This is a genomic window from Micromonospora sp. NPDC004704 (assembly GCF_053601675.1).
The window spans coordinates 27,267-51,297 of record NZ_JBSGCD010000038.1 but is presented as its reverse complement, the minus strand read 5'-3'; the positions used below and the strand labels follow the sequence as shown (position 1 = coordinate 51,297).

Below are 24,031 nucleotides of genomic sequence, written 5' to 3'. Positions count from 1 at the left end.
CAGTTTGCCCCTACCGGCGGCTGCGCAACCCTCCCGCCGACCGTGACCTCGACCTCCACCACCGTCGCCACGGTCGCAGCGGTACCGTTCCGGTCGTGACCGCCGACCCAGACCTCGACAACGGCCTACCGATCCGCCTGCTGCACGACCGCGTCCTGGTACGCCTGGAGGCTGGCGAGGGTGAACGGCGCTCGACCGCCGGCATCGTCATCCCGGCGACCGCCTCGATCGGACGCCGCCTCGCCTGGGCGACCGCGGTGGGTGTCGGACCCAACGTCCGCTCGATCGTCTCCGGTGACCGGGTCCTGTTCGACCCCGACGACCGCTCCGAGGTGGAACTGCACGGCCGGGAGTACGTCCTGCTCCGCGAGCGCGACGTGCACGCGGTCGCCGCCGAGCGGGTGGACACCGACTCGACCGGGCTCTACCTGTAACCGGGCGGCGGCGGGCCGTAGGGACCGTAGGGGCTGGGAGCCGGCGGCGGGGTGAACACCACCGGGATCGGCACCACCGGCTCGGCCGGCGCCTCCACCGTGCGCGGCACCCCGTCCGGGAAGTTCAGGTGGTAACGGGCCCCGTCCCAGACCCCGACCGGTGCCTGCGGGTCCCGCCCCACGAACGCCCACCGGTACGCCGTGATCGCGTCGAGCAACTGCCGCTCCTCGTACGCGGTCCGGGCGCGGTCGGCCGGTTTGGTGTCCAGCCCGCGCAGCATCCCGTCGCGCAGCAGCGCCAACCGGGTGGCCGAGAACTGGAAACCGCGCATCGCCTTCAGGCCCGGTTCCCCCGCGACCCGCCGGGCCCAGCGCCGGGCCGAGTGCCGCCGCCCGAGACTGCCCAGGGCCGCCACCTCGGGCGGGCTGAGCCAGCCGGCGCGTACGTAGTCGGGCAGCCGGCGCTCGGTGAGCCGGCCCTCCCAGCCGCGCAGCCAGACGGCCAGCCCGACCATGCCGAGGAAGATCGGCACCATCACGCCGATGTACCCGTAGAGCACGATCAGGTTCTGCCCGAGTGCCGCCGCCAGTGAGGGCATCAGGTTCCAGGTGCCGTGCAACATCATCGCCGCCAGGAGACCGGCCAGCGGGGCGAAGATCCGGATCCGCCGGTCCGCCGAGCGGGCCGCGATACCGAGCCCGATCCCGGTCATCGCGGTGAACAGCGGGTGGGCGAACCCGGTGAGCAGGATCCGGACGATGAAGATCGCGAACACGTTCTGCACCCCGGTCGCGGGGCCGTACTGGTCGGCACCGGCGGCGTAGCCGTACCCGCCGAGGTAGAGGATGTTCTCCACCATGGCGAAGCCGACCGCGGAGAGTCCGCAGTAGACGATCCCGTCGGTGATGCCGGACCACTCCCGGCGGCGGAACAGCAGCAGGAGGAACGGTCCGAGGGCCTTGGTCAACTCCTCGATGAACGGCGCCCCGAGCACCGCCACCAGCGAGTCCGGCAGCCCCCATCCGGCGAACAGCTCGGCGGTCTCCCGGTTCACGTTCAGCGAGGCGGCGGTGGCGACGAACGCACCCCAGGCGAAGCAGAAGATCAGGTAGACCATCGGCTCGGGCTCGTACCGGTCGAGCCAGAGGAAGCAGGCGATCAGCACCGGCACCGGCAGGATCGCGGCCACCAGCCCGATGATCAGCGCCTGCAGGCCGAGGTCGTCGCCGAGGGTTATCGCCATGTAGACCGCACAGCCGGCGATCAGCAGGATCACCCCGGCGAGCACCAGACCACGCCGCCAGGTCAGCCCCCGGCCGGAGAACTTCGCCACCCTCGGCGGGATGGCGCTGACCGGCGGGGTCGGCGCGGCAGGCGGGATCGGCGGCGGCGAGTAGGGATCTCCGCCGGGCGGGGTGTCGGCCATGACGCCAGCGTAGTCACCCCTCGACCCGCTGGTCGGACCGCAATCCGTCCGGTTATGCTGCCAGGCAGGTCACGAGTGCCAGCGACCAACGCACACCGACCCGACCGACCACCGGCGAGACGCCGAATGGTTCGACCGGACGGTGGGCGAAGCCCCAGCTTGCTGGCCGGCAACCCTCGTCGAGTTCGCGGTGGGGTGCCCTGGGTGATGACCGGGCCCAGCCCGATCCGTGTGCTGGGCAAGCGCGGACCCCACCCTCAGCAACCGGGGTCCCGGATTGCCGGAGGTCGTACCCATGCGTTCCACTCTCGTACCCGTCTCCTCCCCGGTCGACCCGCGCACCGCGCCGCGCCCGACGGCCGCGACCGGGATCACCGTCGCGCCGCTCGCCGCCACCGGACCGCTCGACGTCCTCGGCGTGCCCGACCTGGTCAACCTCGACTACGCGGCCACCGCACCCTGCGCCCGTGCCGCAGCCGACGCCGTGGCCGAGCTCCTGCCCTGGTACGGCAGCGTGCACCGGGGCGCCGGGGCGCTGTCCCAGCGCAGCACGCTCGCGTACGAGCGGGCCCGGCAGACGGTCGGCGACTTCCTCGGCACCCGGGCCGACGACTACGTGATCTTCACCCGGAACACCACCGACGCGCTCAACCTGCTCGCCCGCGCGGTCCCGACCGGCACCACCGTGGTCACCTTCGGCGGCGAGCACCACGCCAACCTGCTGCCCTGGCCGAACACGGTACGACTGCCCGTCCCCGCCTCGCCCGCCGCGGCCGTGACGGCCCTGAGCCAGGCACTGCGTGAACTGCGCCGCGAGTCCGACCCGGCCGACCCGATCCTGGTCACCGTCACCGGCGCCAGCAACGTCACCGGCGAGCGGTGGCCGGTGACCGAGCTGGCCGCCGTCGCCCACCGGTACGGCGCCCGGATCGCGGTCGACGCCGCCCAGCTCGCCCCGCACGCGCCGGTGGACATCGCCGGATCGGAGATCGACTACGTGGCGATCTCCGGGCACAAGCTCTACGCACCGTTCGGCACCGGAGTGCTCGCCGGACGGGCGGACTGGCTGGACGCGGCACCGCCGTACCTGTTCGGCGGCGGCGCGACCCTGGGTGTCGGCACCGCCACCCACGACGTGCGCTGGGCGGACGGCCCCGGACGCCACGAGGCCGGCACCCCGAACCTGCTCGGTGCGGTCGCCCTCGCCGCGGTCTGTACGGCCCTCGGCGAGGCGGACCGGGCCGACCTGCACGCCCGCGAGCAGGACCTGCTGGCCCGGTTGCGGGCCGGGCTGCACGCCCTGCCGGGCATCGTCGAGCTGCGTACCTTCGACGCCGACGCGCCACGGGTCGGCATCGTCTCCTTCGTGGTCGCCGGTCGGGACTCGGCCGAGGTCGCCGCCGAGTTGGCCCGAGGGCACGGAATCGGCCTGCGCGACGGCCTGTTCTGCGCCCACCCGCTGGCCCGACGGCTGCTCGGCGAGGCCGCCGCGCGCAGTGGCCGGTCCGACCTGCCGCCGACCGCCCTGCGGGCGAGCATCGGCCTGGGCAGCACCGCCGCCCACGTCGACCGGCTACTCGCCGCCCTCACCGAACTGAGCTGACCCGCCGCGCCCCGGGCTGACCGCGAAACCGCACGGTCAGCTCGGCGGCCGACGGCTGCGCGACCGGGCCGGATTGCCGACCGGCCGCGCGATCAACTCGCCGGGCCGGCGGATTGGCTGGTCGGGTCAGTGTGCCGACGGGCGGGAGCTGCGGGTCGGGCTGGTCTGGGTGCTCACCGCCCGGCGGACCAGGCGGTTCGCCTCGGTCCGCTCGATCCCGGTGGCCCGGAGCACGTCGCTGGCGGTGGTCCGGATCTGGGCGACGACCACGCTGCCGGAGAAACCGACCCCGTCGGAGTACGCCCGACCGGCCGCGGTGACCGAACGGAGCACCCGCTCCCGGGCGGCCTCCGGGTCCAGCCCCGCGCCGAGTTCCTGGTGCAGCAGCCGGACCGCGTCGGCCAACTGCCGCACCGCCGACGCCATCGCGGCCGGGATCGGCTCGTCGTCCTCCAGCGCGGTCACCGCCCGCCGGACCAGCACCCCGCTGTTGTGTACGGCGTGGTTGATGTACTCGGCGCTCTCCGCGTACCGGGTGAGGGCCCGGCGGCGGTTCCACCGGGCGGGCGCGAGGGTGGCGGTCTCCCTGCCCCCCTCCAGCGCCTCCTGCAGGCCGTCCATGTACTCCTCGACCCGGCGGAGCCGGTCCAGCGCCGTCGAGGCCCGGACAGGGTCGTGTTCTGCCAGCGCCTCCGCGGTCACGGTCAGTTGCTCGGCCAGGGTCTCCAGCGCCGGTCTGGCCGCCCGGTCGACGATCCGGAGCGGGTTGAGTGGCAGCAGCAGCGCCACCACGAACAGCCCGACCCCGCCACCGACCAGCGCGTCGATGACCCGTGGGAACTCGACGTTGCTCATCTTCGGTGCCAGCGCCACCAGCAGTACGGCGGTGGCCGCCGCCTGCGTCACGACGGCGACACTTCCGCCGAGGAAGATGGTGACGATGATGGACAGGGTGACGATCAGTCCGAGCTGCCAGGGTCCGCTGCCGACCACGATGATCAGCAGGTCGCCGATCCCGATCCCGACCGCGACCCCGAGAATCAGCTCGACGGTCCGGCGCAGCCGCTGGCCGAGCGAGGCGGCGAGCGTGCCGACCGCCGAGATCGGCGCGAAGACCGGGTCGGTGTTGCCGAGGACGTCGTGCGAGATGTACCAGGAGAGCAGGGCGGCCACACCCGCCTGGAGGGCGAGTACGAAGTTGGCCCGTACGGCGTGCACCCGGTCCTGCACCGTGGTTTTCGAGCGTTCGCCAAGCTCGCTCACCACGTGGTTGACCCGCTCACTGTCAAGGTCTGCGGCTGAGCGGACCTTGTTCCGGGCGGACTCCATGGCCGGGACTACCCAACATCAACCCACTCAATCCCCAACACGCACCGCATTCGCCCCGACATCGGTCACGACCGGGTCGAGCACCCCGTCGCCGGTCACCGCGGTGATCGGGGCGATCCGGTGACCGGACTGGTCGAACGGTGGCGGGCCGCCGTACGGGGTGCGGGGGCCACCGCCGCCGAGCCTGATCTGAGCGCGGCCGGGGAGGACCTGCTCCGGCGGTGGGAGGAGCCGCACCGGCAGTACCACACGGTCGGGCACCTGGTGGCCGTACTGGACGTGGTCGACGCCGAGGCGGGGTGGACCGGCGACGCCGATTCAGTACGCCTCGCGGCGTGGTGTCACGACGCGGTCTACGACCCGCAGTCGCCCGGTGACACCAACGAACGGGCCAGCGCGGCCCTCGCCACCGAACTACTGACCGGACTCGGACTGCCGGCCTCGGCGGTGACCGAGGTCGAACGCCTGGTGCTGCTCACCGCCGGACACCGGGTCGAGCCGACCGACCGGGCCGGGGCGCTGCTCTGCGACGCCGACCTCGCCATCCTCGCCGCTCCCGCCGCCGCCTACGACGAGTACGCCGCCGCAATCCGCCGCGAGTACCACCACGTGCCGGACGAGAACTTCCGGGCCGGTCGGGCGGCGGTGCTCCGCGACCTGCTCGACCTGCCCACCCGCTACCGGCTGCCCCACCTCGCCGCCCGCTGGGAACAACCCGCCCGCGACAACCTCACCCGCGAACTCACCCACCTCCACCCCTGACACCCAGCCCCCTCCCACCCCGAGAAGACACGCCCTCTCCCACCCCGACGAGCCCCGCCCTCTCCACTCCGACGAGACACCCCTCTTGTAGAGAAAGAGGGGCTATCACGGGCCGGATAACCACTCTTTCTCTACAAGAGGGCGGGTTCTCTACGAGTGGCGGGGCCACGCGTGCGGTGGTTAGGCGAGGTGTTTGGGGCGGCGGAGGTTGGCGGCGCGCAGGAGGCGGGCGATCTCGCGGCCGGGAACCACTTGGGCGCCGAGCCAGACCGCCATCGCGAACCGGTTGTCCGGCAGGTCGTAGTGGTCCCGGTCGAACGCCCGGCGGGGTGCGCCGACCATCTCCGCGAACACGTGCAACTCGGCGTAGGACACGTCACTGACCAGATGTGACCAGAGTCGGCCACGGGCGGGCCAGGCGGGTGGGTCGACGTACACCATGGCCGTCACGGTAGTCCGGCGGTTAGCCTGCCACCCATGGCCGGATCCCCCCTGCTCGACGACCTTCGTGCGGCCCTCGGTACGGCGGCCGTACTGACCGACCCGGACCTGCTCGCCGGGTACCGCCACGACGAGGCCGATCTGTGCGCGTCGGGGCTGCCCGCGGTGGTGGTACGCCCCACCGGCACCGCCGAGGTGGTCGCCGTGGTGCGGGTGGCGGCGGCGCACGGCGTACCGGTGATCCCGCAGGGGGCGCGGACCGGCCTGGCCGGCGGAGCGAACGCGGTCGACGGGGCGGTGGTGGTCAGCACCACCGCGATGGACCGGATCCTGGAGATCGACCCGGTGAACCGGATCGCCGTCCTGCAACCCGGCGTGGTCAACGCCGCCCTGGCCGGCGAGGTGGCGAAGTACGGGCTGCGCTACCCGCCCGATCCGGGCTCCTGGGAGTCGTCCACCATCGGCGGGAACGTGGCCACCAACGCGGGCGGCATGTGCTGCGTCAAGTACGGCGTCACAGGCGAGTACGTCCTCGGCCTGGAGGTGGTCCTCGCCTCCGGTGAGGTCCTGCGCACCGGCCGGCGTACGGCCAAGGGGGTGGCCGGGTACGACCTGACCCGGCTCTTCGTCGGCTCGGAGGGCACCCTCGGGGTGATCACCGAGATCACCGTCTCGCTGCGTCCCGCCCCGGAGGAGTCACTGACCCTGGTTGCGGTCTTCGGGTCGATCGCCGAGGCCGGGGCGGCGGTGGCCGAGATCTCCGCCCAGGGGCTCTCCCCGAGCCTGCTGGAGTTGCTGGACCAGACCCACCTGCGGGCGATCGAGGCGTACCGGCCGATGGGTCTGCGTACGGATGCACGTGCCCTGCTGCTCGCGGCGGTCGACACCGGGTCGCGGGCCCCGGCCGACCTCGACCGGCTCGCCGAGGTCTGCACCGCTGCCGGCGCGGACGAGGTGTTCGCCGCGAGCGACGCGGTGGAGGCGGCGGCACTGCTCCAGGCCCGGCGCCTGGCCCACCCGGCGATGGAGCGGTACGCCGCCGAGGCTTTCCCCGGCGGCAACGGCGGCCTCTTCCTCGACGACGTGGCCGTGCCCCGAACCGCCCTGGCCGCGCTGCTCGACGGAGTGGAGCGGATCGCGGCCGAACAGGAGGTGCTGATCGGCGTCGTCGGACACGCCGGGGACGGCAACATGCACCCGCTGATCGTGGTCGACCGCGCCGACCCCGACAGCGTCGCCCGCAGCCAGCGAGCGTTCGACGCGATCATGGAACTCGCCCTGTCGCTCGGCGGCACCTGCACCGGAGAGCACGGGGTGGGCCTGCTCAAGCGGGACTGGTTGGCCCGCGAGATCGGCCCGGTAGGCATCCGGGTCCATCACGCAATCAAGAACGCGCTCGACCCCACCGGACTCCTCAACCCCGGCAAGGTCATCTAGCCGACCCCCTCCCCCTCCACACACCGGCCAGGCACGACGATCTTGCAGTTGAGGTGGCTCACAAATCTGGATAATTGCCCTGATCCGGGCGCCACAAGTGCAAGATCGTCGAAGGAATCGGTGTTGCGGGGGGCGGTGGGGGTTAGGAGCGGACCATTCGATTTCGGCGTCCCGGATTCCGGGCGGTCAGAGCGGGGTGGCGCCTTCCAGCAGCCGGACGATCGCGGTGGCGGTCGCCGGTGCCCCGTTGGAGCAGGCCTGCCAGAGCACGGTGGTCGAGCCGGTGTTGAGCGCGTACGACGCGGCGTCGCGGCACCGAGGCCGGTCCCGCTCCCGAGCCTCGGCGTCGAGCTTCGGGTCGGCGAGCAGCGCCTGCAACCGTTCCCGCTGGGACTGGTTCAGCGTGCCGTTGTCGTCCCGCGTACCCGCCAGGTAACTCCACCGCCCGTCGCCCTCCACGGACAGGGTCCGGGCACCCTGACCGGCCGCGGTCCGTACGACCGAGACTCGGGCGGTGCCGATGGCCGGCGGTTTGGTGGTCCGGCTCGCGCTCGGCCGGGGCGTCGCGCTGGCCTTCGGGGTGGGCAAGGCGGCGGTGGGCGAGGGCGTCGCCGGGCTCGGCGGCGGCGCGGCCTCGGTCGGCAGTTCGCTCGCCGTGGTCGGCGAGCCGGCCTCCCAGACGGGCGGGTCCTGGTCGGCCTCCCCGCAGGCCGCCAACGGCATCAGGAACAGGCTCATCGCGATGACGGGCACCGCACGTTGCCACAGCCGGGCGCTCATTCGACACACCGTACGGGCAGACCGGCTCCGGCGCAGCCCAGCACGGGCGCGCCGGACCCGTTGTCCGTCGGCACCGGCGTCAGCTCGCCGCCTCGGCCCCGGCGACGTCGGCCCCCGCACCCCGGTCGGCGGCGAAACCGCGTACGTCCGGTGCGCCGAGCCGGGCCGCGTCGGCGGTGGCGTCGTCGGGCATCCGCTGCGACTGCCGTTCCGCCTCGACCCGGCCCAGGTAGTGCTCCACCTCGCGGGCCCGGACCGTGGCGTCCCAGCCGAGGACCCGTCCCATGATCTCGGCCGCGTGTTCGGCCGACTCGGTGCCCCGGTGCGCGGTCTCGAACGAGATCCGGGTACGCCGGGTCAGTACGTCGTCCAGGTGCAGGGCCCCCTCGGCGCTGGCCGCGTACGCGACCTCGGCGGCGAGGTATTCCGGCGCACCAGCGAGCGGCGCGGCGAGCAGTGGATCGGCCGCGATCAGGGCGAGCAGGTCGACGGTGAGGGTGCCGTACCGCTCCAGCAGGTGTTCCACCACCCCGACCTGCACCTCGTGCCGGCGGGCCAGGTCGGCCCGGTCCCGCCACATGGCCGGGAACCCGTCCGCCCCGAGCAACGGCAGGTCGGCCGTACGGGACGGGCGGACCAGGCCGAGCCGGCGGGCCGCCCGGTCGACCACGTCACTGGCCATCACCCGGTACGTGGTGTACTTCCCGCCCGCTACCAGCAGCAGCCCGAGCATCGGCTCGACCACCGCGTGCTCGCGGGAGAGCTTGGAGGTGGAGTCCGCCTCGCCGGAGAGCAGCGGACGCAGCCCGGCGTAGACGCCCTCGATGTCCGAGGTGGCGAGCGGCCGTTCGAGTACGGTGTTGACCTGCTCGAGCAGGTAGTCGATGTCGCTGGCGGAGGCCGCCGGGTGGGCCCGGTCGAGCCGCCAGTCGGTGTCGGTGGTGCCGATGATCCAGTGGCCGCCCCAGGGGAGCACGAAGAGGACCGAGGTGGCGGTCCGCAGGATCAGCCCGGCCTCGCCGGTGATCGCCGAGCGCGGCACCACCAGGTGGACGCCCTTCGAGGAACGCACCCGGAGTCCGGGGCGGGCGCCGATGTCGCCCAGCATCCGCGACATGTCGTCGCTCCACACCCCGGTCGCGGCGATGACCGTACGGGCGTACACCTCGAACTCGGCGTCCGGGGAGCCGGGCCGGGCCTCCATGTCGCGTACCCGTACCCCGGTCACCTCCCGGGCCTGCCGGATCAGGCCGACGGCGCGGGTGCTGGTCACCACGGCCGCGCCCAGGCTGGCCGCGGTGCGGGCCAGGGTGACCACCAGCCGGGCGTCGTCGACCTGGCCGTCGTAGTAGCGAATCGCCCCGGCGACCGCGTCCGCCCGGAGGCTCGGGAAGAGCCGGCGGGCTCCCTCCCGGCTCAGGTGGCGGTGCAGCGGCATGCCCCGACCGCCGCCGAACAGGCCGGCGAACGCGTCGTACGCGGCCACCCCGGCGCCGTAGTAGGAGCGCCGCCAGGCGCGGGCGGGCAGCGCCGACGGCCCGGCGCCCGACGGCAGCGGGACGAGGATCGGCACCGGCCGGACCAGGTGCGGAGCGAGCCGGGTGGCGAGCAGACCACGTTCGGTGAGCGCCTCGTGGACCAGCCCGAACTCCAGCTGTTCCAGGTAGCGCAGGCCGCCGTGGATCAGCTTGCTGGATCGGCTGGACGTACCGGCGGCATAGTCCCGCGCCTCGACCAGGGCGACCCGGAGTCCGCGCGACGCGGCGTCGAGGGCGGCACCCGCGCCGGTCACCCCACCACCGATCACGAGTACGTCGAACCGTTCGCCGCGCAGGCGACGCAGATCCGCCGCCCGACGGATCGGAGAGAGCTGGCCGGCGGTGTACCGGGAGATGTTCGGATCGCGCACCCGTCCACGTTAACCGCATCCGGTGAACAGGTCGCGCTTCCGGTCCGTCGTACTGTTTCGGACATGCAGGTCGGACCCCCGCAGCCCGCCGACGAACCGTCCCCTCCACCGGGCGGCCCGCCGCCCTGGTCGCCGGGGCCGTCGGCGGATCGGCCGGGTGGGGGTCCGTGGCCGGTGGTGGCCGCGGTGCTCGTCGGTTGCTGGGCGGTCGCGGTGACGGTCGGCGCCCAGGCCGTCGGTTGGCTGGTCGAACAGGTGCTGCTGGTCGCCGGGCTGACCCAGCCGGCCTGGGTGTGGCCGTTGACCGGAATCGTCAACACGGTGCTGGTCGGCGTACCGGCGGTGCTGCTCGCCGTACTGCCCCGAGCCGTCCCGGTACGGGCCGCCGGGCGGGTGTGGCTGGTCGGTGCGCTCGCCCTCGGCGCCTTCGGCCTGCTCCGGGCCATCCCACCCGCGCAGAACGAGGCCTACCTGGCCGCGCTCGCCGGGATCGCCGCCATGGCGGCAGCACTCGTACGCTGGCGCGCCGGCCGCCCCCGCACGAGATCCGGAGCATGGTCCGCCGGTACCGGTTTCGCGATCGCCGCCGGGCTGGCGCTGCTGCTGCCCTGGGTCTGGTTCGGCGCGCTCGGCGGTCTGCTCGAAACCGCGCTGGCCCTGGCCGCCTCGGCGACCATCGGGTGGCTCGTCGCCAACCTGCTCGACGGGCACTTCTGGACCGGGTACGAGCACACCGCCGACGGTGGTCCCGCCGGCCCGGCCCGGTTGGTGCTGCTCGGCGGCCTGGTCGTCGGCGTCGCCCTCGCGCTGGTCGCGGGGGGAACCGGGCAAGCCGGTACGCAACTCGCCACGCTGCTCGTCCTGCCGGCAACCGGGTTCACCCTCGCCGCCCTGCGCCGACTCGCCCTCCGCCGACTCACCCGACCGGACGCGGACCCGTCCGCCGACCCCGCCCCTGTGGGCTGGCTGGTCGGCCTCGCCGTACTCGGTCCGTTGGCCTTCGTGGACCCGGAGGAGATCTCGATCCTGCTGTCGAGCAGCCGGGACATACCGTTCTGGGCGGCGGTCGCCACGGGCGGTTCGCTCGCGGTGGCGCTGCTGCTCGGGACCGCGTACGGGGTCGCGTTCGGCCGTACCCGGGGCTGGATTCCCCGCCGGTGGGTGGGTGCGGTCACCTTGGCGGTGGTGTTGCTGGCCGCCGGTGCCGTCTACGTCGGACCGGGGCAGCCGGGTTTCCACGGCGAGAAACTCTTCGTGGTGCTGAAGGAGCAGGCGTCCCTCGGCGACCTCCGGGCCGGTCCGACCGGGGTGACCGGTCAGCCGGACCGGGTCGGTGAGGTCTACCGGCGGCTGGTCGACACCGCGTCCCGGACCCAGGTGGACCTGCGCCGCCAACTCGACCGGTGGCGGTTGGACTACACGCCGTACTACCTGGTCAACGCGATCGAGGTGGACGGTGGCCCGGCCGTACGCGCCTGGCTGTCCCGTCGGGACGACGTCGACCGGGTGCTGCTCAGCCAGCAACTGCGCCCGCTGCCGGAGCCGCCGGGGACCAGCCACGGTGGCGCGACCGGACCATCCGTACCGCCCTGGAACCTGACCGGGATTGGCGCCGACCGGGTCTGGTCGCAGTTGCGGGCCACCGGCTCGGGCATCGTGGTCGGCAGTTCGGACTCCGGTGTGGACGGCCGCCATCCGGCCCTCGCCGCCGGGTTCCGGGGCGGGGACGACTCCTGGTACGACCCGTGGAACGGCACCCGCTCCCCCACCGACCAGGGCGGTCACGGTACGCACACGCTCGCGACCGCGGTCGGTACGGAGAACGTCGGGGTAGCTCCCGGCGCCCGCTGGATCGGCTGCGTCAACCTCGACCGCAACCTCGGTAATCCGGCGCACTACCTGGACTGTCTCCAGTTCATGCTGGCACCGTTCCCGAACGGTGGTGACCCCTTCGCCGACGGCCGACCGGACCGGGCCCCGCAGGTGCTGACCAACTCGTGGGGCTGCCCGCCGATCGAGGGCTGCGACGCCGGGGCACTCCGTCCGGCGACCGCCGCCTTCGCCGCCGCCGGCATCTTCTTCACCGCCGCAGCCGGCAACACCGGGCCGGTCTGCGGATCGATCGACGACCCGCCGGCCCCGTACGCGGATGTTTTCACCGTCGGTGCGGTGGACCGGGACCGGCAGGTGGCGCCGTTCTCCAGCCGGGGGCCGGCGGCGGGTGGCGCGGCCAAGCCCGATCTGGTCGCGCCGGGCGCCGACGTGCTGTCGGCGATGCCGGGCGGCGGGTACGCCACCCTCAGCGGCACCTCGATGGCGACCCCGCACGTGGCGGGGGTGGTGGCGCTGATGTGGTCGGCCAACCCGGCACTGGTCGGTGACCTGGACCGGACCTGGCGGATCCTGCGGGACACCGCCACCCCGGTGCCGTCACCGGACGGTGGTTCGGCCGTGTCGGAACCCACCTGCGGCCCGCCGAGCAACCTCACCGGCGCCGGCCTCGTCGACGCGTACGCCGCCGTCCGGGCCGCCCAGCAGGGCTGAGGGGCGGGCAGCAGAGCAGGGACGGCATGTCCTAGGGTCGGCGGTCGTGGATCACGATTTCTCGATCATCGAGCTGACCGACGACGACGTGCCCGCGGTGGTGGCCCTCTGCGGTGAGGCGCTGGACCTGCCGGACGACGCGGCCGAGGCGGGCGTGATCGTGGCCCGGTTGCGGGACACCACCACGCTGCCGGGTGCTCCGACCCGCCGCCGTACGGTCGGTTTCGTGGCGGTGGTCGGGTCCGACACGGTGGGCGTGGTGCTCGGCTCGATCGCCCACCGGGACTCGTCGTTGGGTCACGTGGACCTGATCGCGGTGCACCCCACGCACCGCCGACGCGGGATCGGGCGGGCTCTGCTGGCCCGGATCGAGGGTGCGCTGTCCGGTCTCGGCGCGGGTGAGGTGCTGCTGGCCGGGAATCCGCCCCACTACGTCTGGCCCGGCATCGACGTGCGCTACACGCCCGCGATCTGCGCCGCGATGGCGCTCGGCTACGAGCAGGAGAACACCGCCTGGAACATGACCGCCGACCTGTCGTACGACGAGTCGCCGGCACTGCGCAGCACCGAGTCCGCCGAGCAACGGCTGGCCGAGCAGGGCATCACCGTACGCCGGGCCGAGCCGGACGACGCCGCGATGCTGGTGGGCTTCGCCCAGGAGACCTTCGGGGTGGCCTGGGGCGGCGAGGTCGCCGACTCGATCGGTCGGACGGGAGCCGGCTGCCACATCGCCGTACGCGACCGGGTCGACACCGCCGCCGACAGCTCGAACGGCACCGCCGGCAGCCCGGAGGTGGAGGTGCTCGGCTTCGCCGCGTACGGGTCGTCCCGGCCGAGTTGGTTCGGGCCGATGGGTACGGCACCGGCCGCGCAGGGGCTGGGGATCGGTGGGGTGCTGCTGCGGCGGTGCCTGGCCGACCAGCGGGCGGCCGGACACCAGCGGGCGGAGATCGGCTGGGTCGGCCCGGTTCCGTTCTATGCCACCAACTCGGGTGCGCGGATCGAGCGGGTCTTCTTCCTCTACCGCAAGCAACTCTGACCGGCACCGGATCCGAGACCCGCCCTAAAAGGGCGAATAGGAGATATCCGTTTATAGCGCCGTTTCTCAGCACTGCTGCCTCTTCGGCTCCTACCGTTTGAGCCAAGGAGGCAGCCATGGCGAAGGACGACGAACCGACTGACGATCTCCCTCCGGCCACCTGGGCCAGGATGGCATCGGAGATCCCCGCCGAAACGCCGGCACATCGCCTCGATTACGGCGACGCGGAGCAGCGGGCGGAAATGGAGCGGTTGGACGAGCTTTCATCCGACGAACCGCTGGAGATGGTCGACGCGCCGATCCAGATCAGAAAGCCGTTCTCCCGAGCGGACAAGCAGCGCAATCAGCGGCGACTGCCAACATGACGTAAGGGGCGGACCGCAGTCGCGGCCCGCCCCTTACCGATGTTGCGTCGGACTCAGAAGTCCATGTCTCCGCCGCCGGGGGCAGCAGCCGGGGCCGGGTTCTTCTCCGGCTTGTCGGCCACCACTGCCTCGGTGGTCAGGAACAGTGCCGCGATCGAGGCCGCGTTCTGCAGCGCCGAACGGGTCACCTTGGCCGGGTCGATGATGCCGGCCTTGAGCAGGTCGACGTACTCACCGTTCGCGGCGTTCAGGCCGTGGCCGGCTTCGAGGTTGCGAACCTTCTCCACCACGACGCCACCTTCGAGGCCGGCGTTGACGGCGATCTGGCGCAGCGGGGCGTCGAGCGCGATCTTGACGATCGTCGCACCGGTCGCCTCGTCACCCGAGAGGTCCAGCTTGTCGAAGGCGGTCTTGCCGGCCTGCACCAGGGCGACGCCACCACCGGGGACGATGCCCTCTTCGACGGCCGCCTTCGCGTTGCGAACGGCGTCCTCGATGCGGTGCTTGCGCTCCTTGAGCTCGACCTCGGTGGCCGCGCCGACCTTGATCACCGCAACACCGCCGGCCAGCTTGGCCAGGCGCTCCTGCAGCTTCTCGCGGTCGTAGTCGGAGTCGCTCTTCTCGATCTCGGCGCGGATCTGGTTGACCCGACCCTGGATCTGGTCGGCGTCACCGGAACCGTCGACGATCGTGGTCTCGTCCTTGGTCACCACGACCTTGCGGGCGCGGCCCAGCATGTCGAGGCCGATGCCGTCGAGCTTCAGGCCCAACTCCTCGCTGATGACCGCGCCACCCGCGAGGATCGCGATGTCGGTCAGCATCGCCTTGCGGCGGTCGCCGAAGCCCGGAGCCTTGACGGCGACGGACTTGAAGGTGCCCCGCACCTTGTTGACGATGAGGGTGGCCAGGGCCTCGCCCTCGACGTCCTCGGAGATGATCAGCAGCGGCTTGCCCGACTGCATGACCTTCTCCAGGATCGGGAGCAGGTCCTTCACCGAAGCGATCTTGCTGTTCACGATCAGGATGTAGGGGTCGTCGAGGACGGCCTCCATACGCTCCGGGTCGGTCCAGAAGTACGGCGAGATGTAGCCCTTATCGAAGCGCATACCCTCGGTGAGCTCGAGCTCGAGCCCGAAGGTGTTGCTCTCCTCGACGGTGATGACGCCTTCCTTGCCGACCTTGTCCATCGCCTCGGCGATGATCTCACCGACGGTGGTGTCACCGGCGGAGATCGACGCGGTCGAGGCGATCTGCTCCTTGGTCTCGACGTCCTTGGCGAGCTTGGCCAGCTCCTCCGCCACCGCAGCCACCGCAGCCTCGATGCCCCGCTTCAGGGCCATCGGGTTCGCGCCGGCCGCGACGTTGCGCAGGCCCTCGCGGACCAGCGCCTGGGCCAGGACGGTCGCCGTCGTCGTGCCGTCACCGGCAACGTCGTCGGTCTTCTTGGCGACCTCCTTGACCAGCTCAGCGCCGATCTTCTCGTAGGGGTCCTCGAGCTCGATCTCCTTGGCGATGCTCACACCATCGTTGGTGATGGTGGGGGCGCCCCACTTCTTCTCGAGCACGACGTTGCGGCCCTTGGGGCCGAGCGTCACCTTGACGGCGTCGGCGAGCTGGTTCATGCCCCGCTCGAGGCCACGGCGGGCCTCTTCGTCGAACGCGATGATCTTGGCCATACGGCGTTGTCCTCCTGGACACTCACGGCCACCCGAGCCGGTTGGTCCCGGATCGGCCGCCTGACTTCGCACCTTCGGACGTCACTACTGCGCTGGCGCGCGGTCTGGTCCGGCGCGATCGCACCGGACCGACTCCCGCGCACTAGGCGGCAGTGACGTCCGTCGGTCGGGCCGGACAGCCCGCGACGACCGGCCTTGTGCCCCGCCTCCGTCACCGGTGACGCGACCGTGGCCCTAACCGCCCCGACCTCTGGCACTCACACCGCGCGAGTGCCAATCACTTGTTTAGCACTCTCCCATGGCGAGTGCAAGCGAGTGGGCCGGAGCGGGGCCGGTCGGCCGTACCTCCGCGCGCGATCGGTCACCCCGCCGACCAGCCACATCGTCCCGGAGCCGGGCAAGCCCACGGCGGTCCGTACGGGTTGACGCGCCAGGGGCGTCACGCGGACGACGTACGGGTGCAGGCGGGCAACAAACGGGTGAACATCGAGCGGACGCGCCGGTCATGTCCGCCAAACGTGATGAACGGGCCCGGAACGGCACAGGCTCGGACACCACACGAGCCATCCCGCCATGGAGGGTCGTCAGCGGGAGCAGCACAGCCGGACCGGGACCCGGGATCGACGGACACGCGGCGGCGGGCCATCGGTCGGGGGCAGGGATGCGACAGCGGCGCCGTACTCCACGGGAGACCGGCGCCCTGTCGATATCGGATCCGGCTGCGATTATCGGTTCATTCGACCGGGACACCCGACCGATCGGTTCAGGCGAACCGGTCAGGCGAGGAGGCGCACCTTCTCTGCCTGAGGCCCCTTCTGGCCCTGGGCGATTTCGAACTCCACCCGCTGTCCGTCGTCGAGCGCCTTGTAGCCATCCATCTCGATCGCGGAGAAATGGACGAATACGTCCTGCCCGCCGTCGACCGCAATGAAGCCGTAGCCCTTTTCGCTGTTGAACCACTTGACGGTGCCCTGTGCCACGGTGCACTTCCTCACTTCGATCGTGCTGGGTCAAACACCCCCGGTGCCGGCGTACGCCGACCGGAGCCGCCGACTCGGGACCCATATCGATCCTCGAATTCAGCAACCGAAATCGCACGCTACACGAGGTCCGACCGCAGTGCACTACCCCAAAAGGGACATCAGGCGAGGCACGTACCCCCACTGGCGGCGATTGTGCTGGCATCGTCAGACGTCTTTACGTCGTACAATTGATCATGTATCTCGCGGGGTGCGACACACGACCGTGATCGGCAATCCGGTTGCCCGCCGGGGTCGGTCGAGGGTAGGCATGCCCCATGACCAGCCTGCCTGCGTCCGCCACGACCGCCCCACCCGAGGCGTCCGACCCCCGGCCGGTCGTCCGGCGGATCCGGCCCGCCGACACCGCCCGTATGCGTGCGCTGCGGCTGGAGATGCTCGCCGACTCGCCGCTCGCCTTCCTGGAGACCGTCGCCGAGGCGGCGGCCCGGCCACACGCCGAGTACGCGAACCGGGTGCGCCAGAACGCCTTCGGCAGCCAGATCGCCGCATTCGTCACCGAACCACCGTCGGGCCACCCCGATGGCCGGCTCGTCGGGCACGCCGGTGGCCACGCGGCACCCGCCGAGCCGGGTCTCACCGTGATCTTTGCCGTCTACCTCACCCCGACGTGGCGGGGCACCGGCCTGCTCGCCGATCTGATCGAGGCGGTGGCGGCCTGGTCCCGGGCATCCGGGCGACCGGAACTGATGCTGGAGGTGGTGGTGGGGAACGACCGGGCGATCCGGGCCTACCAGCGGCTCGGCTTCGTGGACACAGGCGTCCGGCTGCCGCACCCCCGGATCGCGGCCCTGACCGAGCTACAGCTGCGCCGCCGCGCCTGACCCGGCCGTCACCGCAGGTCACGACGCCGGAAAGGGCCCCTTCCCGTACGGAGAAGGAGCCCTTTCCGACACCTGGTCAGACGTGGCGGCGGGACTGGACCACCCGGAAACGGCTGGCGACGTACGCGCCGTCGGTCAACGCGGCGTTCGCCGCCGGGTTGGCACCGCTGGCGTGGAAGTCGGAGAAGGCCGCCGACTGGTTGACAAAAACGCCGCCGGTGAGGTTGCAGGACAGGTGCACCCCGGCGTCCACCGCCGCCGACTCGGCCGCGTCGAGCACCTTCTCGTCGGTGGCGTAGACCGCCGCCGTCAGCGCCCCCCGCTCACCCACGGTCTCCCGGAGGATCTCCAGGCTGTGCGCGGTGGAGTCGGTGGCGATCGCGAACGAGATCGGTCCGAACCACTCCCGGCCGTAGGTCGACGCGGCGTCCGCGCCGAGCCGCACGATCGTCGGCGTACGCACAACCGCACCGGGGTACGTCGGGTGCTCGACCGTACGCGACGCCAGGACGACCTCACCGACGCCAGCCACCTCGTCCAGCCGGGCCAGCACACCCTCGTTGACGATCGCCCCGGTGAACTCCACCGCGCGGGCGGGGTCGCCGGTGAGCTTCTCGACCACACCGGCGATACCGGCGGCGACCTCGTCGAAGGTCTTGTGCCCCTGGTCGGTCTCGATCCCGGCGGTCGGGATCAGGATGTTCTGCGGGGTGGTGCACATCTGTCCGCTGTAGAGCGTCAGCGAGAAGCCGATGTTGCGGCACATGCCGGCGAAGTCGCCGGTGGAGTCGACCACGATGGTGTTGACGCCGGCCTTCTCGGTGTAGACCGCGGCCTGGCGCGCGTTGTCCTCCAGCCAGTCGCCGTACTCGGTCGAGCCGGTGAAGTCGATGATCCGGACCTCGGGGCGCAGCGCCAGCGTGGTGGCGAGCTTCTCACCCGGTTCCTCGGCGGCGAGCAGCACCAGGTTGGGGTCGAACCCGGCCTCGGCGAGCACCTCGCGGGCGTACCGGACGGTGACGGCCAGCGGGAGCACCGCGCCCGGGTGCGGCTTGACCAGGACCGGGTTGCCGGTGACCAGCGAGGCGAACAGACCGGGGTACGAGTTCCAGGTCGGGAAGGTGTTGCACCCGATCACCAGCGCCACGCCCCGGGGCACCACGTGGAAGGTCTTCACCATCCGCAGCGGGTCGCCCTTGCCTGCCGGCTTCTCCCACTCGGCGGTGCCGGGGTGCCGGGTCATCTCCGCATACGCGTACGCGATCGCCTCCAGCGCGCGGTCCAGGGCGTGCGCCCCGCCGGCCTGGAACGCCATCACGAACGCCTGCCCACTGGTCGCGTGTACGGCGTTGGCCAGCTCGAAGATGTGCCGGTGCAGCCGGGTCAGAATCTCCAGGCAGACACCGGCCCGAGCCTGTGGCCCGGCGTCACGCCAGGCCGGCAGGGCCGCGGTGGCGGCGCCGATCAGCGCGTCGGCGGTGCCGTGCGGGTAGCGCACACCCAGGTCGATGCCGAGGGGGCTGGCCTCGGTGGCCACCCGGCCCGTGGTGCCGGGCTGGTCGAGCGGGAAGTCGGCGTCCAGGTAGGCGCGGAAGGCCGCCTCGCCCTCGGCGGCGGCGGTCTCGCCGTACACCCGAGGGCTGGGCGACTCGGGGAAGGCCGACCAGTACCCACGTTCGGTGATCGCGGTCAGCGCCCGGGCGAGGGTGTCGGCGTGCGTGGCGTAGAGGGGATGCGGGGTCTCCGTCATCCCGTCATCATGCACCAGCGCACCCGACACCCCCTCGCTGTGCCCTCCACCGTTTCCGGCGGCCGGTCAGAGGCTCAACTGCCAGTTGTTCCAGGCTTCGACCGGGCGGAAGCCGATGGCCTCGTTGATGGAGATCATGTGGTCGTTGACCCCCGCGTTCCAGGTGTCGATGATCCGCAGGGCGGGTTCGTGCGACCTGACGTACCGCAGGTTTTCGATCTTGGCGATGGTCCCGAGCCGGTGGCCCCGGTGGTCCGGGTCGACGATGGTGATCTGCTGGAACGCGTGCCAGTCGGGCGTCGCGCCGACGTCGATCATCGTCCAGGCGACCACCCTGCCGGAGTCGTCGTGGCGCAGCACGCTGTGGTAGTTCCGCCGTCCGCGCAGGACCAGCGCCTCGTCCACCGCCCGGATCCGCTCCCGGTCGGGCTTGGCCGCCTCCCACTCCAGGTCACCCATTGGCGCGTCCTGGACCAGCCGGCCGTCGAGATAGGCGATGTCGTCGAGGTACTCGTCGGGTACCGGCCCGATCCACCGCACCAGCGAGTACCCGTCGGCCCGGAGCCAGGCTGCGGCCAGCAGGTCGTCGAGGTGCGCCTGGTCCAGCGTGCCGAGGTCGAGCCGGCGCCGGACGTCGACCAGTGCGTTCTTCGCCCCGAGCGAGGTGGCAAACTCCGCACCGGGTTCGACCTGGGACGGTTCGCCGGGCAGCGGCGCCTGGGACACCCCGTTGACCCGCTTACGTCCCAGTTCCCGGACCGTACGCAGGGCGTACCCGTACAGCGCCCGACCGATCCCCCGGCGCCGGTAGTCCGGCAGCACCTGGATGTCCAGCGAGGCGTTCTCGGTGTTCTCCAACTGGGGCAGCTCGATGCTCAGGTATCCGACCGCCCGGCCGTCGAGGTGGGCGAGGACGAACCGGTCCTCCTCGCCGGGCATCGGATGGCGTAGCTGGCCGAGGAAGCGTTGGCGACAGAGCGGCGGGAAGTCCGGCAGATCGGCGGCGAGGGTCGCGGCTCTGACCGCGTACGCCTGCTCGACCGCGAGGTCGTCGGCGACGTCGAGTGGTGTGATGGTGAGGCCGGCGGGGGTGGCGGCAGTGTCCATGTCCCCGAGGGTGCCCGGCCCACGCGATGAACGCGAGTGAATTAGTCCGGGGTGGTTGGTCGGGAGGACGATCGCACAACGCCTCCGGCGCTGGGTCGTAAGAACTTCAAAAGTCTACGGCGATACGCCCTCCCGCACGGAGCATTTTGCGTCGCCCGGTTCGCGCCGTCAAGCCCTCGTCGGGGTATTTTGCTAACGGGTGGCAAATCGGCAGTTACCCACCGCATCCGACACATCCACCGATCAACCTAGTTGCCCCAGTCCGATCGGCTGATGGCAGGCTCCGAAAAGCGGGCCTCCATCAGCCGTCGGACCAGCGGGTTCAGCCCAGCAGACCGGCCTCGCGGGCGGCCTTCAGCGACGGCTTCACCTGGTACGTCGGTCCCACCAGCGACGCCACCGCATCGATCGTCTTGAGTCCCTCACCGGTGTTGTAGACAACCGTCTCGGCCGCCGGGTCGAGCCGTCCACTCGCCACCAGCTTGCGCAGGCACGCCACCGTCACCCCACCCGCCGTCTCGGCGAACACCCCGGTCGTACGCGCCAACAGCCGGATCCCGTCACGGATCTCGTCGTCGTCGGCGTACTCCATCCAACCCCCGGTACGCCGCACCGCCTCCAGGGCGTACACCCCGGCGGCCGGGTCGCCGATGTTGAGCGACTTGGCGATGCCGGTCGGCTTCACCGGGACGATCGTGTCGGTGTCCTGGTGCAGCGCGGTAGCGATCGGGTTGCACCCGGCCGACTGGGCGCCGAAGACCTTCCAGCCGTTGGCCGGTGCCTCGACCAGCCCGATCTCGACCAGCTCGCTGAACGCCTTGTCAATCTTGGTCAGCAGCTCGCCGCTGGCCATCGGGATGACCACCTGCTCGGGGATACGCCACCCGAGCTGCTCGGCCACCTCGTACCCCAGGGTCTTGGAACCCTCGGCGTAGTAGGGGCGGACGTTGACGTTGACGAACGCGGTGTCCTCGAACTCGTCGGTCTCCACCAACTCGCCGCAGAGCCGGTTCACGTCGTCGTACGAGCCGTCGATGGCGACCAGGTCACCGCCGTAGACCGCGGTCGTGATGATCTTTCCCTGCTCCAGGTCGGCGGGGACGAAGACGATCGAGGGGACCCCGGCCCGGGCCGCGTGGGCGGCGACGGAGTTGGCCAGGTTGCCGGTGGAGGCGCAGGCGAACCGGTTGAAGCCGAGGCCGCGCGCGGCCGTCAGCGCCACCGAGACCACCCGGTCCTTGAACGAGTGGGTGGGGTTCGCGCTGTCGTCCTTGACCCAGAGCGGCGCCGTGATGCCCAGCTCGGCGGCCAGGTGCGGGGCGGCGACCAGCGGGGTCAGGCCGGGGTCGAGGGTGACCCGGGTGGTCGGGTCCTGCCCGGCGGGGAGCAGTGCGGCGTACCGCCAGATGTTCTGCGGCCCGGCCTCGATGTCCGCCCGGGTGACCTTCGCCAGCGCCTCCTGGTCGTAGGCGACCTCGAGCGGGCCGAAACACTCGTAACAGGCATGCTGCGCGATCAGCGGATACTGCGCCCCGCAGCCCCGACAGACCAGCGCGCGCGCCGGATTGGTTGGGGTTTCGCCGGTGGTGGGAGTCTGGGTTTCGCCAAGGATCGCAGTCATGCGATGCCGTCCTCTCATCTTTCCCAACGCCGCGCGGTGCGGCGGGGACGGACTTGGCACCTGCCACGACCGACTCGTCATCGAGCCGGTGGGTGGTTGCCGGGGCTTCATCGGGCCGTATCCCTCTGCCCCTCTGGATGAGGTATTCAGTTGTACGCCTGATCCTACGGGTGAATCCCGCCCCAGCCCAGCATCCCCACACTCCCTGTGACCCAGACCCCACCGGGCTCGTCCACGCCGGGCGGAGCCGGTCGAAGGCACCCAAGTCCCCTTCAGGCGATCTGCCGCAGGTCGGTGCCGTAGTCAAAGATGATTCGTAGCTTCGCACCCAGTGCCTGTGCGTACCGGGCCAGCGTCGCGACCTCGTTGACGTCGAGATCACCGTTCTCGATCTGACTGACCCGTCCCGGCGTCACCCCCATGGCCTCGGCGACGTCCCGCTGGGTCAGACCAAGCCGCTTACGCTCCTCTGCCAGGTGGAAGGCGCTGATCCACGCCTCGGTACGGGCACGTTCGACCCCCAGCGCCGCCTCGTCGCCGTCGTACAACTCGGCACGGATCTCGTCCCAGTCGTGGAAATCGGTCATTGCTGCTTCTCCTGCCTACGCTGGGTCTCACCGATGAGCCAGTCAGCGAACACGTCTTCCGCGAGCGGGATCGCCTCGTCGTACCAGTTGACCCAGTTCCCGGCCTTGTTGCCGGCAACCAACAGCACAGCCTGGGACCAGGGATCGAACACGAACAGAATGCGTACCGCGACGTCGCGGCCGGACCGGGGCCGCAACTCCTTCAGGTTCGCCATCGAGGAGCCTCGCAGGGTGTCCACGAGCGGCCGACCAAGCCCCGGCCCGGTTTCGGCGAGGATGTCAAGAGCGATGTTGATCGACCGGTAGGCATCCGGATCTGTGCGCCTCATTTCTCGCAGCCACTCCCGGACGTCGCCGGTCACCTTGATGGCCCACCGCTGCGGCACCGACCTCGACACGAGACAAAGTATAGGTCGGACTAAACAACACGTCCACGGGAACGGGCAGCCCGGACCCGAGCCGCAGCGCGGTCAGCTCACCACGTCCTTGCGGGTGAAGCGCCAGAAGGCGAGGCTCCAGAAGATGGTGGCGTAGCTGATCGCCGAGATGCAGCCGCGTACCAGGTCGTCGGTCTGGATCGGGGTGGAGAGCAGGCCCAGCCAGGCGGTGCTGTAGTGGGTCGGCAGGAAGTCGCGGACCACACCGAGCGCCTCGATCTGGTCCAGGATGCTGGAGAGGATCCAGAGCAGCACCGCGCCGCCGACCGCGCCCAGGGCGGCATCGGTGGAGACCGACAGCAGGAACGCCAGCCCGGCCACCACCAGCAGCGCCACCGCCAGATAGCCGAGGACACCGAGCAGCCGGAGCAGGCCCTCACCGGCGGGGATCTGGGCGGCGACGGTGCTCTGCAACGGCTCCCAGCCGTAGCGGAGGATGCCGGCGACCAGGGCGGTGCCGGCGAGCAGCAGCAGGGCCAGGGCCGAGTACGCCAGCGCCACGATCAGCTTCACCGCCAGCAGTCTCGACCGGGGCACCGGCACCGCCAGCAGGTAACGCAGGCTGCCCCAGCTCGCCTCGCTGGCCACCGTGTCGCCGCAGAACAGTGCCACCACGACGACCAGCAGGAACGACGACGACACGAAGATGCAGAACAGGGCGAAGTTGAGCCCGCCGGAGGTGGCCAGGTCGATCAGGCTGGCGAACTCGTTGTTGCCGTTGTCGTCGTCCCCGCCCGAGTTGAACTGGAACGCGATCAGCACGATCAGCGGCAGCAGGACCATCGCCGCCAGGGTCAACTGCGTACGTCGCCGGGCGAACTGGCGGCGCCACTCGGTAACCACCGACAGGGTCGCCCCCGGCCGGTAGCCGGCTGCCGCACCGGCGCTTTCGACGGTCACCTGATCCGTGCCGGCCATG

Annotated in this window: 21 protein-coding genes and 2 riboswitches; of the genes, 8 read left to right on the top strand and 13 right to left on the bottom strand. The window is 71.4% G+C overall.

Going from position 1 to position 24,031, the window contains the following annotated elements:
* The first annotated feature begins 95 nt into the window (after positions 1-95).
* Complete coding sequence (locus ACWEFB_RS32600) at positions 96-434, top strand: GroES family chaperonin (RefSeq protein WP_326562313.1); 339 nt, start codon at positions 96-98, stop codon at positions 432-434.
* Here the strand turns inward: ACWEFB_RS32600 and ACWEFB_RS32595 are convergent.
* Complete coding sequence (locus ACWEFB_RS32595) at positions 425-1,861, bottom strand: PrsW family intramembrane metalloprotease (protein ID WP_452291609.1); 1,437 nt, start codon at positions 1,859-1,861, stop codon at positions 425-427. The two genes, ACWEFB_RS32600 and ACWEFB_RS32595, sit on opposite strands and share 10 nt — an antisense overlap.
* Positions 1,862-1,990: 129 nt before the next feature.
* A riboswitch (SAM riboswitch) is annotated at positions 1,991-2,112 on the top strand.
* Between the two features lie 44 nt (positions 2,113-2,156).
* Here ACWEFB_RS32595 and ACWEFB_RS32590 point away from each other — a divergent pair.
* Positions 2,157-3,464: an aminotransferase class V-fold PLP-dependent enzyme gene (locus ACWEFB_RS32590; protein WP_452291607.1), complete on the top strand. Its 1,308-nt coding sequence runs from the start codon at positions 2,157-2,159 to the stop codon at positions 3,462-3,464.
* Positions 3,465-3,590: 126 nt separating this feature from the next.
* Here ACWEFB_RS32590 and ACWEFB_RS32585 read toward each other — a convergent pair whose 3' ends face one another.
* Positions 3,591-4,730: an FUSC family protein gene (locus tag ACWEFB_RS32585; RefSeq protein ID WP_452291605.1), complete on the bottom strand. Its 1,140-nt coding sequence runs from the start codon at positions 4,728-4,730 to the stop codon at positions 3,591-3,593.
* 183 nt (positions 4,731-4,913) lie between these two features.
* Between ACWEFB_RS32585 and ACWEFB_RS32580 the strand changes: the two genes are divergently transcribed.
* A complete protein-coding gene (locus ACWEFB_RS32580) occupies positions 4,914-5,555 on the top strand; it encodes an HD domain-containing protein (RefSeq protein ID WP_452291603.1) in 642 nt (213 codons plus the stop codon).
* Positions 5,556-5,735: 180 nt separating this feature from the next.
* Here ACWEFB_RS32580 and ACWEFB_RS32575 read toward each other — a convergent pair whose 3' ends face one another.
* Positions 5,736-5,996, bottom strand: coding sequence for a DUF4031 domain-containing protein (locus ACWEFB_RS32575; protein WP_452291601.1), 261 nt, complete (start codon positions 5,994-5,996; stop codon positions 5,736-5,738).
* Between the two features lie 36 nt (positions 5,997-6,032).
* On the opposite strand from ACWEFB_RS32575, the gene ACWEFB_RS32570 reads away from it, so the two are divergent.
* A complete protein-coding gene (locus ACWEFB_RS32570; RefSeq protein WP_452291599.1) occupies positions 6,033-7,433 on the top strand; it encodes an FAD-binding oxidoreductase in 1,401 nt (466 codons plus the stop codon).
* A 186-nt stretch (positions 7,434-7,619) separates the two neighbouring features.
* Here the strand turns inward: ACWEFB_RS32570 and ACWEFB_RS32565 are convergent, their stop codons facing one another.
* On the bottom strand, positions 7,620-8,213 hold the full coding sequence (locus ACWEFB_RS32565; RefSeq protein ID WP_452291597.1) for a hypothetical protein: 594 nt from the start codon (positions 8,211-8,213) through the stop codon (positions 7,620-7,622).
* Positions 8,214-8,292: 79 nt separating this feature from the next.
* Complete coding sequence (locus ACWEFB_RS32560) at positions 8,293-10,107, bottom strand: glycerol-3-phosphate dehydrogenase/oxidase (RefSeq protein WP_452291635.1); 1,815 nt, start codon at positions 10,105-10,107, stop codon at positions 8,293-8,295.
* 78 nt (positions 10,108-10,185) lie between these two features.
* Between ACWEFB_RS32560 and ACWEFB_RS32555 the strand changes: the two genes are divergently transcribed.
* The 3 genes from ACWEFB_RS32555 (at position 10,186) to ACWEFB_RS32545 (ending at position 14,070) form a co-directional block, all read left to right on the top strand.
* Positions 10,186-12,666: a S8 family serine peptidase gene (locus tag ACWEFB_RS32555; protein WP_452291595.1), complete on the top strand. Its 2,481-nt coding sequence runs from the start codon at positions 10,186-10,188 to the stop codon at positions 12,664-12,666.
* 46 nt (positions 12,667-12,712) lie between these two features.
* The gene (locus tag ACWEFB_RS32550; RefSeq protein WP_452291593.1) at positions 12,713-13,705 is read left to right on the top strand and encodes a GNAT family N-acetyltransferase; all 993 of its coding nucleotides are present in this window, start codon (positions 12,713-12,715) and stop codon (positions 13,703-13,705) included.
* 170 nt (positions 13,706-13,875) lie between these two features.
* A complete protein-coding gene (locus ACWEFB_RS32545; RefSeq protein ID WP_326563114.1) occupies positions 13,876-14,070 on the top strand; it encodes a hypothetical protein in 195 nt (64 codons plus the stop codon).
* 53 nt (positions 14,071-14,123) lie between these two features.
* Here the strand turns inward: ACWEFB_RS32545 and groL are convergent, their stop codons facing one another.
* On the bottom strand, positions 14,124-15,746 hold the full coding sequence (gene groL / locus ACWEFB_RS32540; protein ID WP_452291591.1) for a chaperonin GroEL: 1,623 nt from the start codon (positions 15,744-15,746) through the stop codon (positions 14,124-14,126).
* Between the two features lie 776 nt (positions 15,747-16,522).
* Entirely contained in the window at positions 16,523-16,726 is a 204-nt protein-coding gene (locus ACWEFB_RS32535; protein WP_121157415.1) for a cold-shock protein, read from the bottom strand.
* 317 nt (positions 16,727-17,043) lie between these two features.
* Between ACWEFB_RS32535 and ACWEFB_RS32530 the strand changes: the two genes are divergently transcribed.
* A complete protein-coding gene (locus ACWEFB_RS32530; RefSeq protein WP_452291589.1) occupies positions 17,044-17,610 on the top strand; it encodes an N-acetyltransferase family protein in 567 nt (188 codons plus the stop codon).
* 76 nt (positions 17,611-17,686) lie between these two features.
* On the opposite strand, the gene paaN is transcribed toward ACWEFB_RS32530, so the two are convergent.
* From paaN to ACWEFB_RS32500, 6 genes are all read right to left on the bottom strand, one after another.
* Complete coding sequence (gene paaN, locus ACWEFB_RS32525) at positions 17,687-19,360, bottom strand: phenylacetic acid degradation protein PaaN (RefSeq protein WP_452291587.1); 1,674 nt, start codon at positions 19,358-19,360, stop codon at positions 17,687-17,689.
* Between the two features lie 66 nt (positions 19,361-19,426).
* Positions 19,427-20,467, bottom strand: a complete 1,041-nt coding sequence (locus ACWEFB_RS32520) for a GNAT family N-acetyltransferase (protein ID WP_452291585.1) — start codon at positions 20,465-20,467, stop codon at positions 19,427-19,429.
* Positions 20,468-20,789: 322 nt separating this feature from the next.
* Positions 20,790-22,088: a threonine synthase gene (gene thrC, locus ACWEFB_RS32515; protein WP_452291583.1), complete on the bottom strand. Its 1,299-nt coding sequence runs from the start codon at positions 22,086-22,088 to the stop codon at positions 20,790-20,792.
* 11 nt (positions 22,089-22,099) lie between these two features.
* Positions 22,100-22,232: riboswitch (SAM riboswitch) on the bottom strand.
* A gap of 128 nt (positions 22,233-22,360) precedes the next feature.
* Entirely contained in the window at positions 22,361-22,675 is a 315-nt protein-coding gene (locus ACWEFB_RS32510; protein WP_326562297.1) for a transcriptional regulator, read from the bottom strand.
* Positions 22,672-23,004 carry a type II toxin-antitoxin system RelE/ParE family toxin gene (locus ACWEFB_RS32505; RefSeq protein ID WP_452291633.1) on the bottom strand — a complete coding sequence of 111 codons (333 nt, stop codon included), beginning with the start codon at positions 23,002-23,004 and terminating at the stop codon, positions 22,672-22,674. The genes ACWEFB_RS32510 and ACWEFB_RS32505 overlap by 4 nt, the downstream gene beginning before the upstream one ends.
* Positions 23,005-23,145: 141 nt before the next feature.
* Positions 23,146-24,030 carry an ABC transporter permease gene (locus ACWEFB_RS32500; protein WP_452291580.1) on the bottom strand — a complete coding sequence of 295 codons (885 nt, stop codon included), beginning with the start codon at positions 24,028-24,030 and terminating at the stop codon, positions 23,146-23,148.
* Position 24,031: the final 1 nt, after the last annotated feature.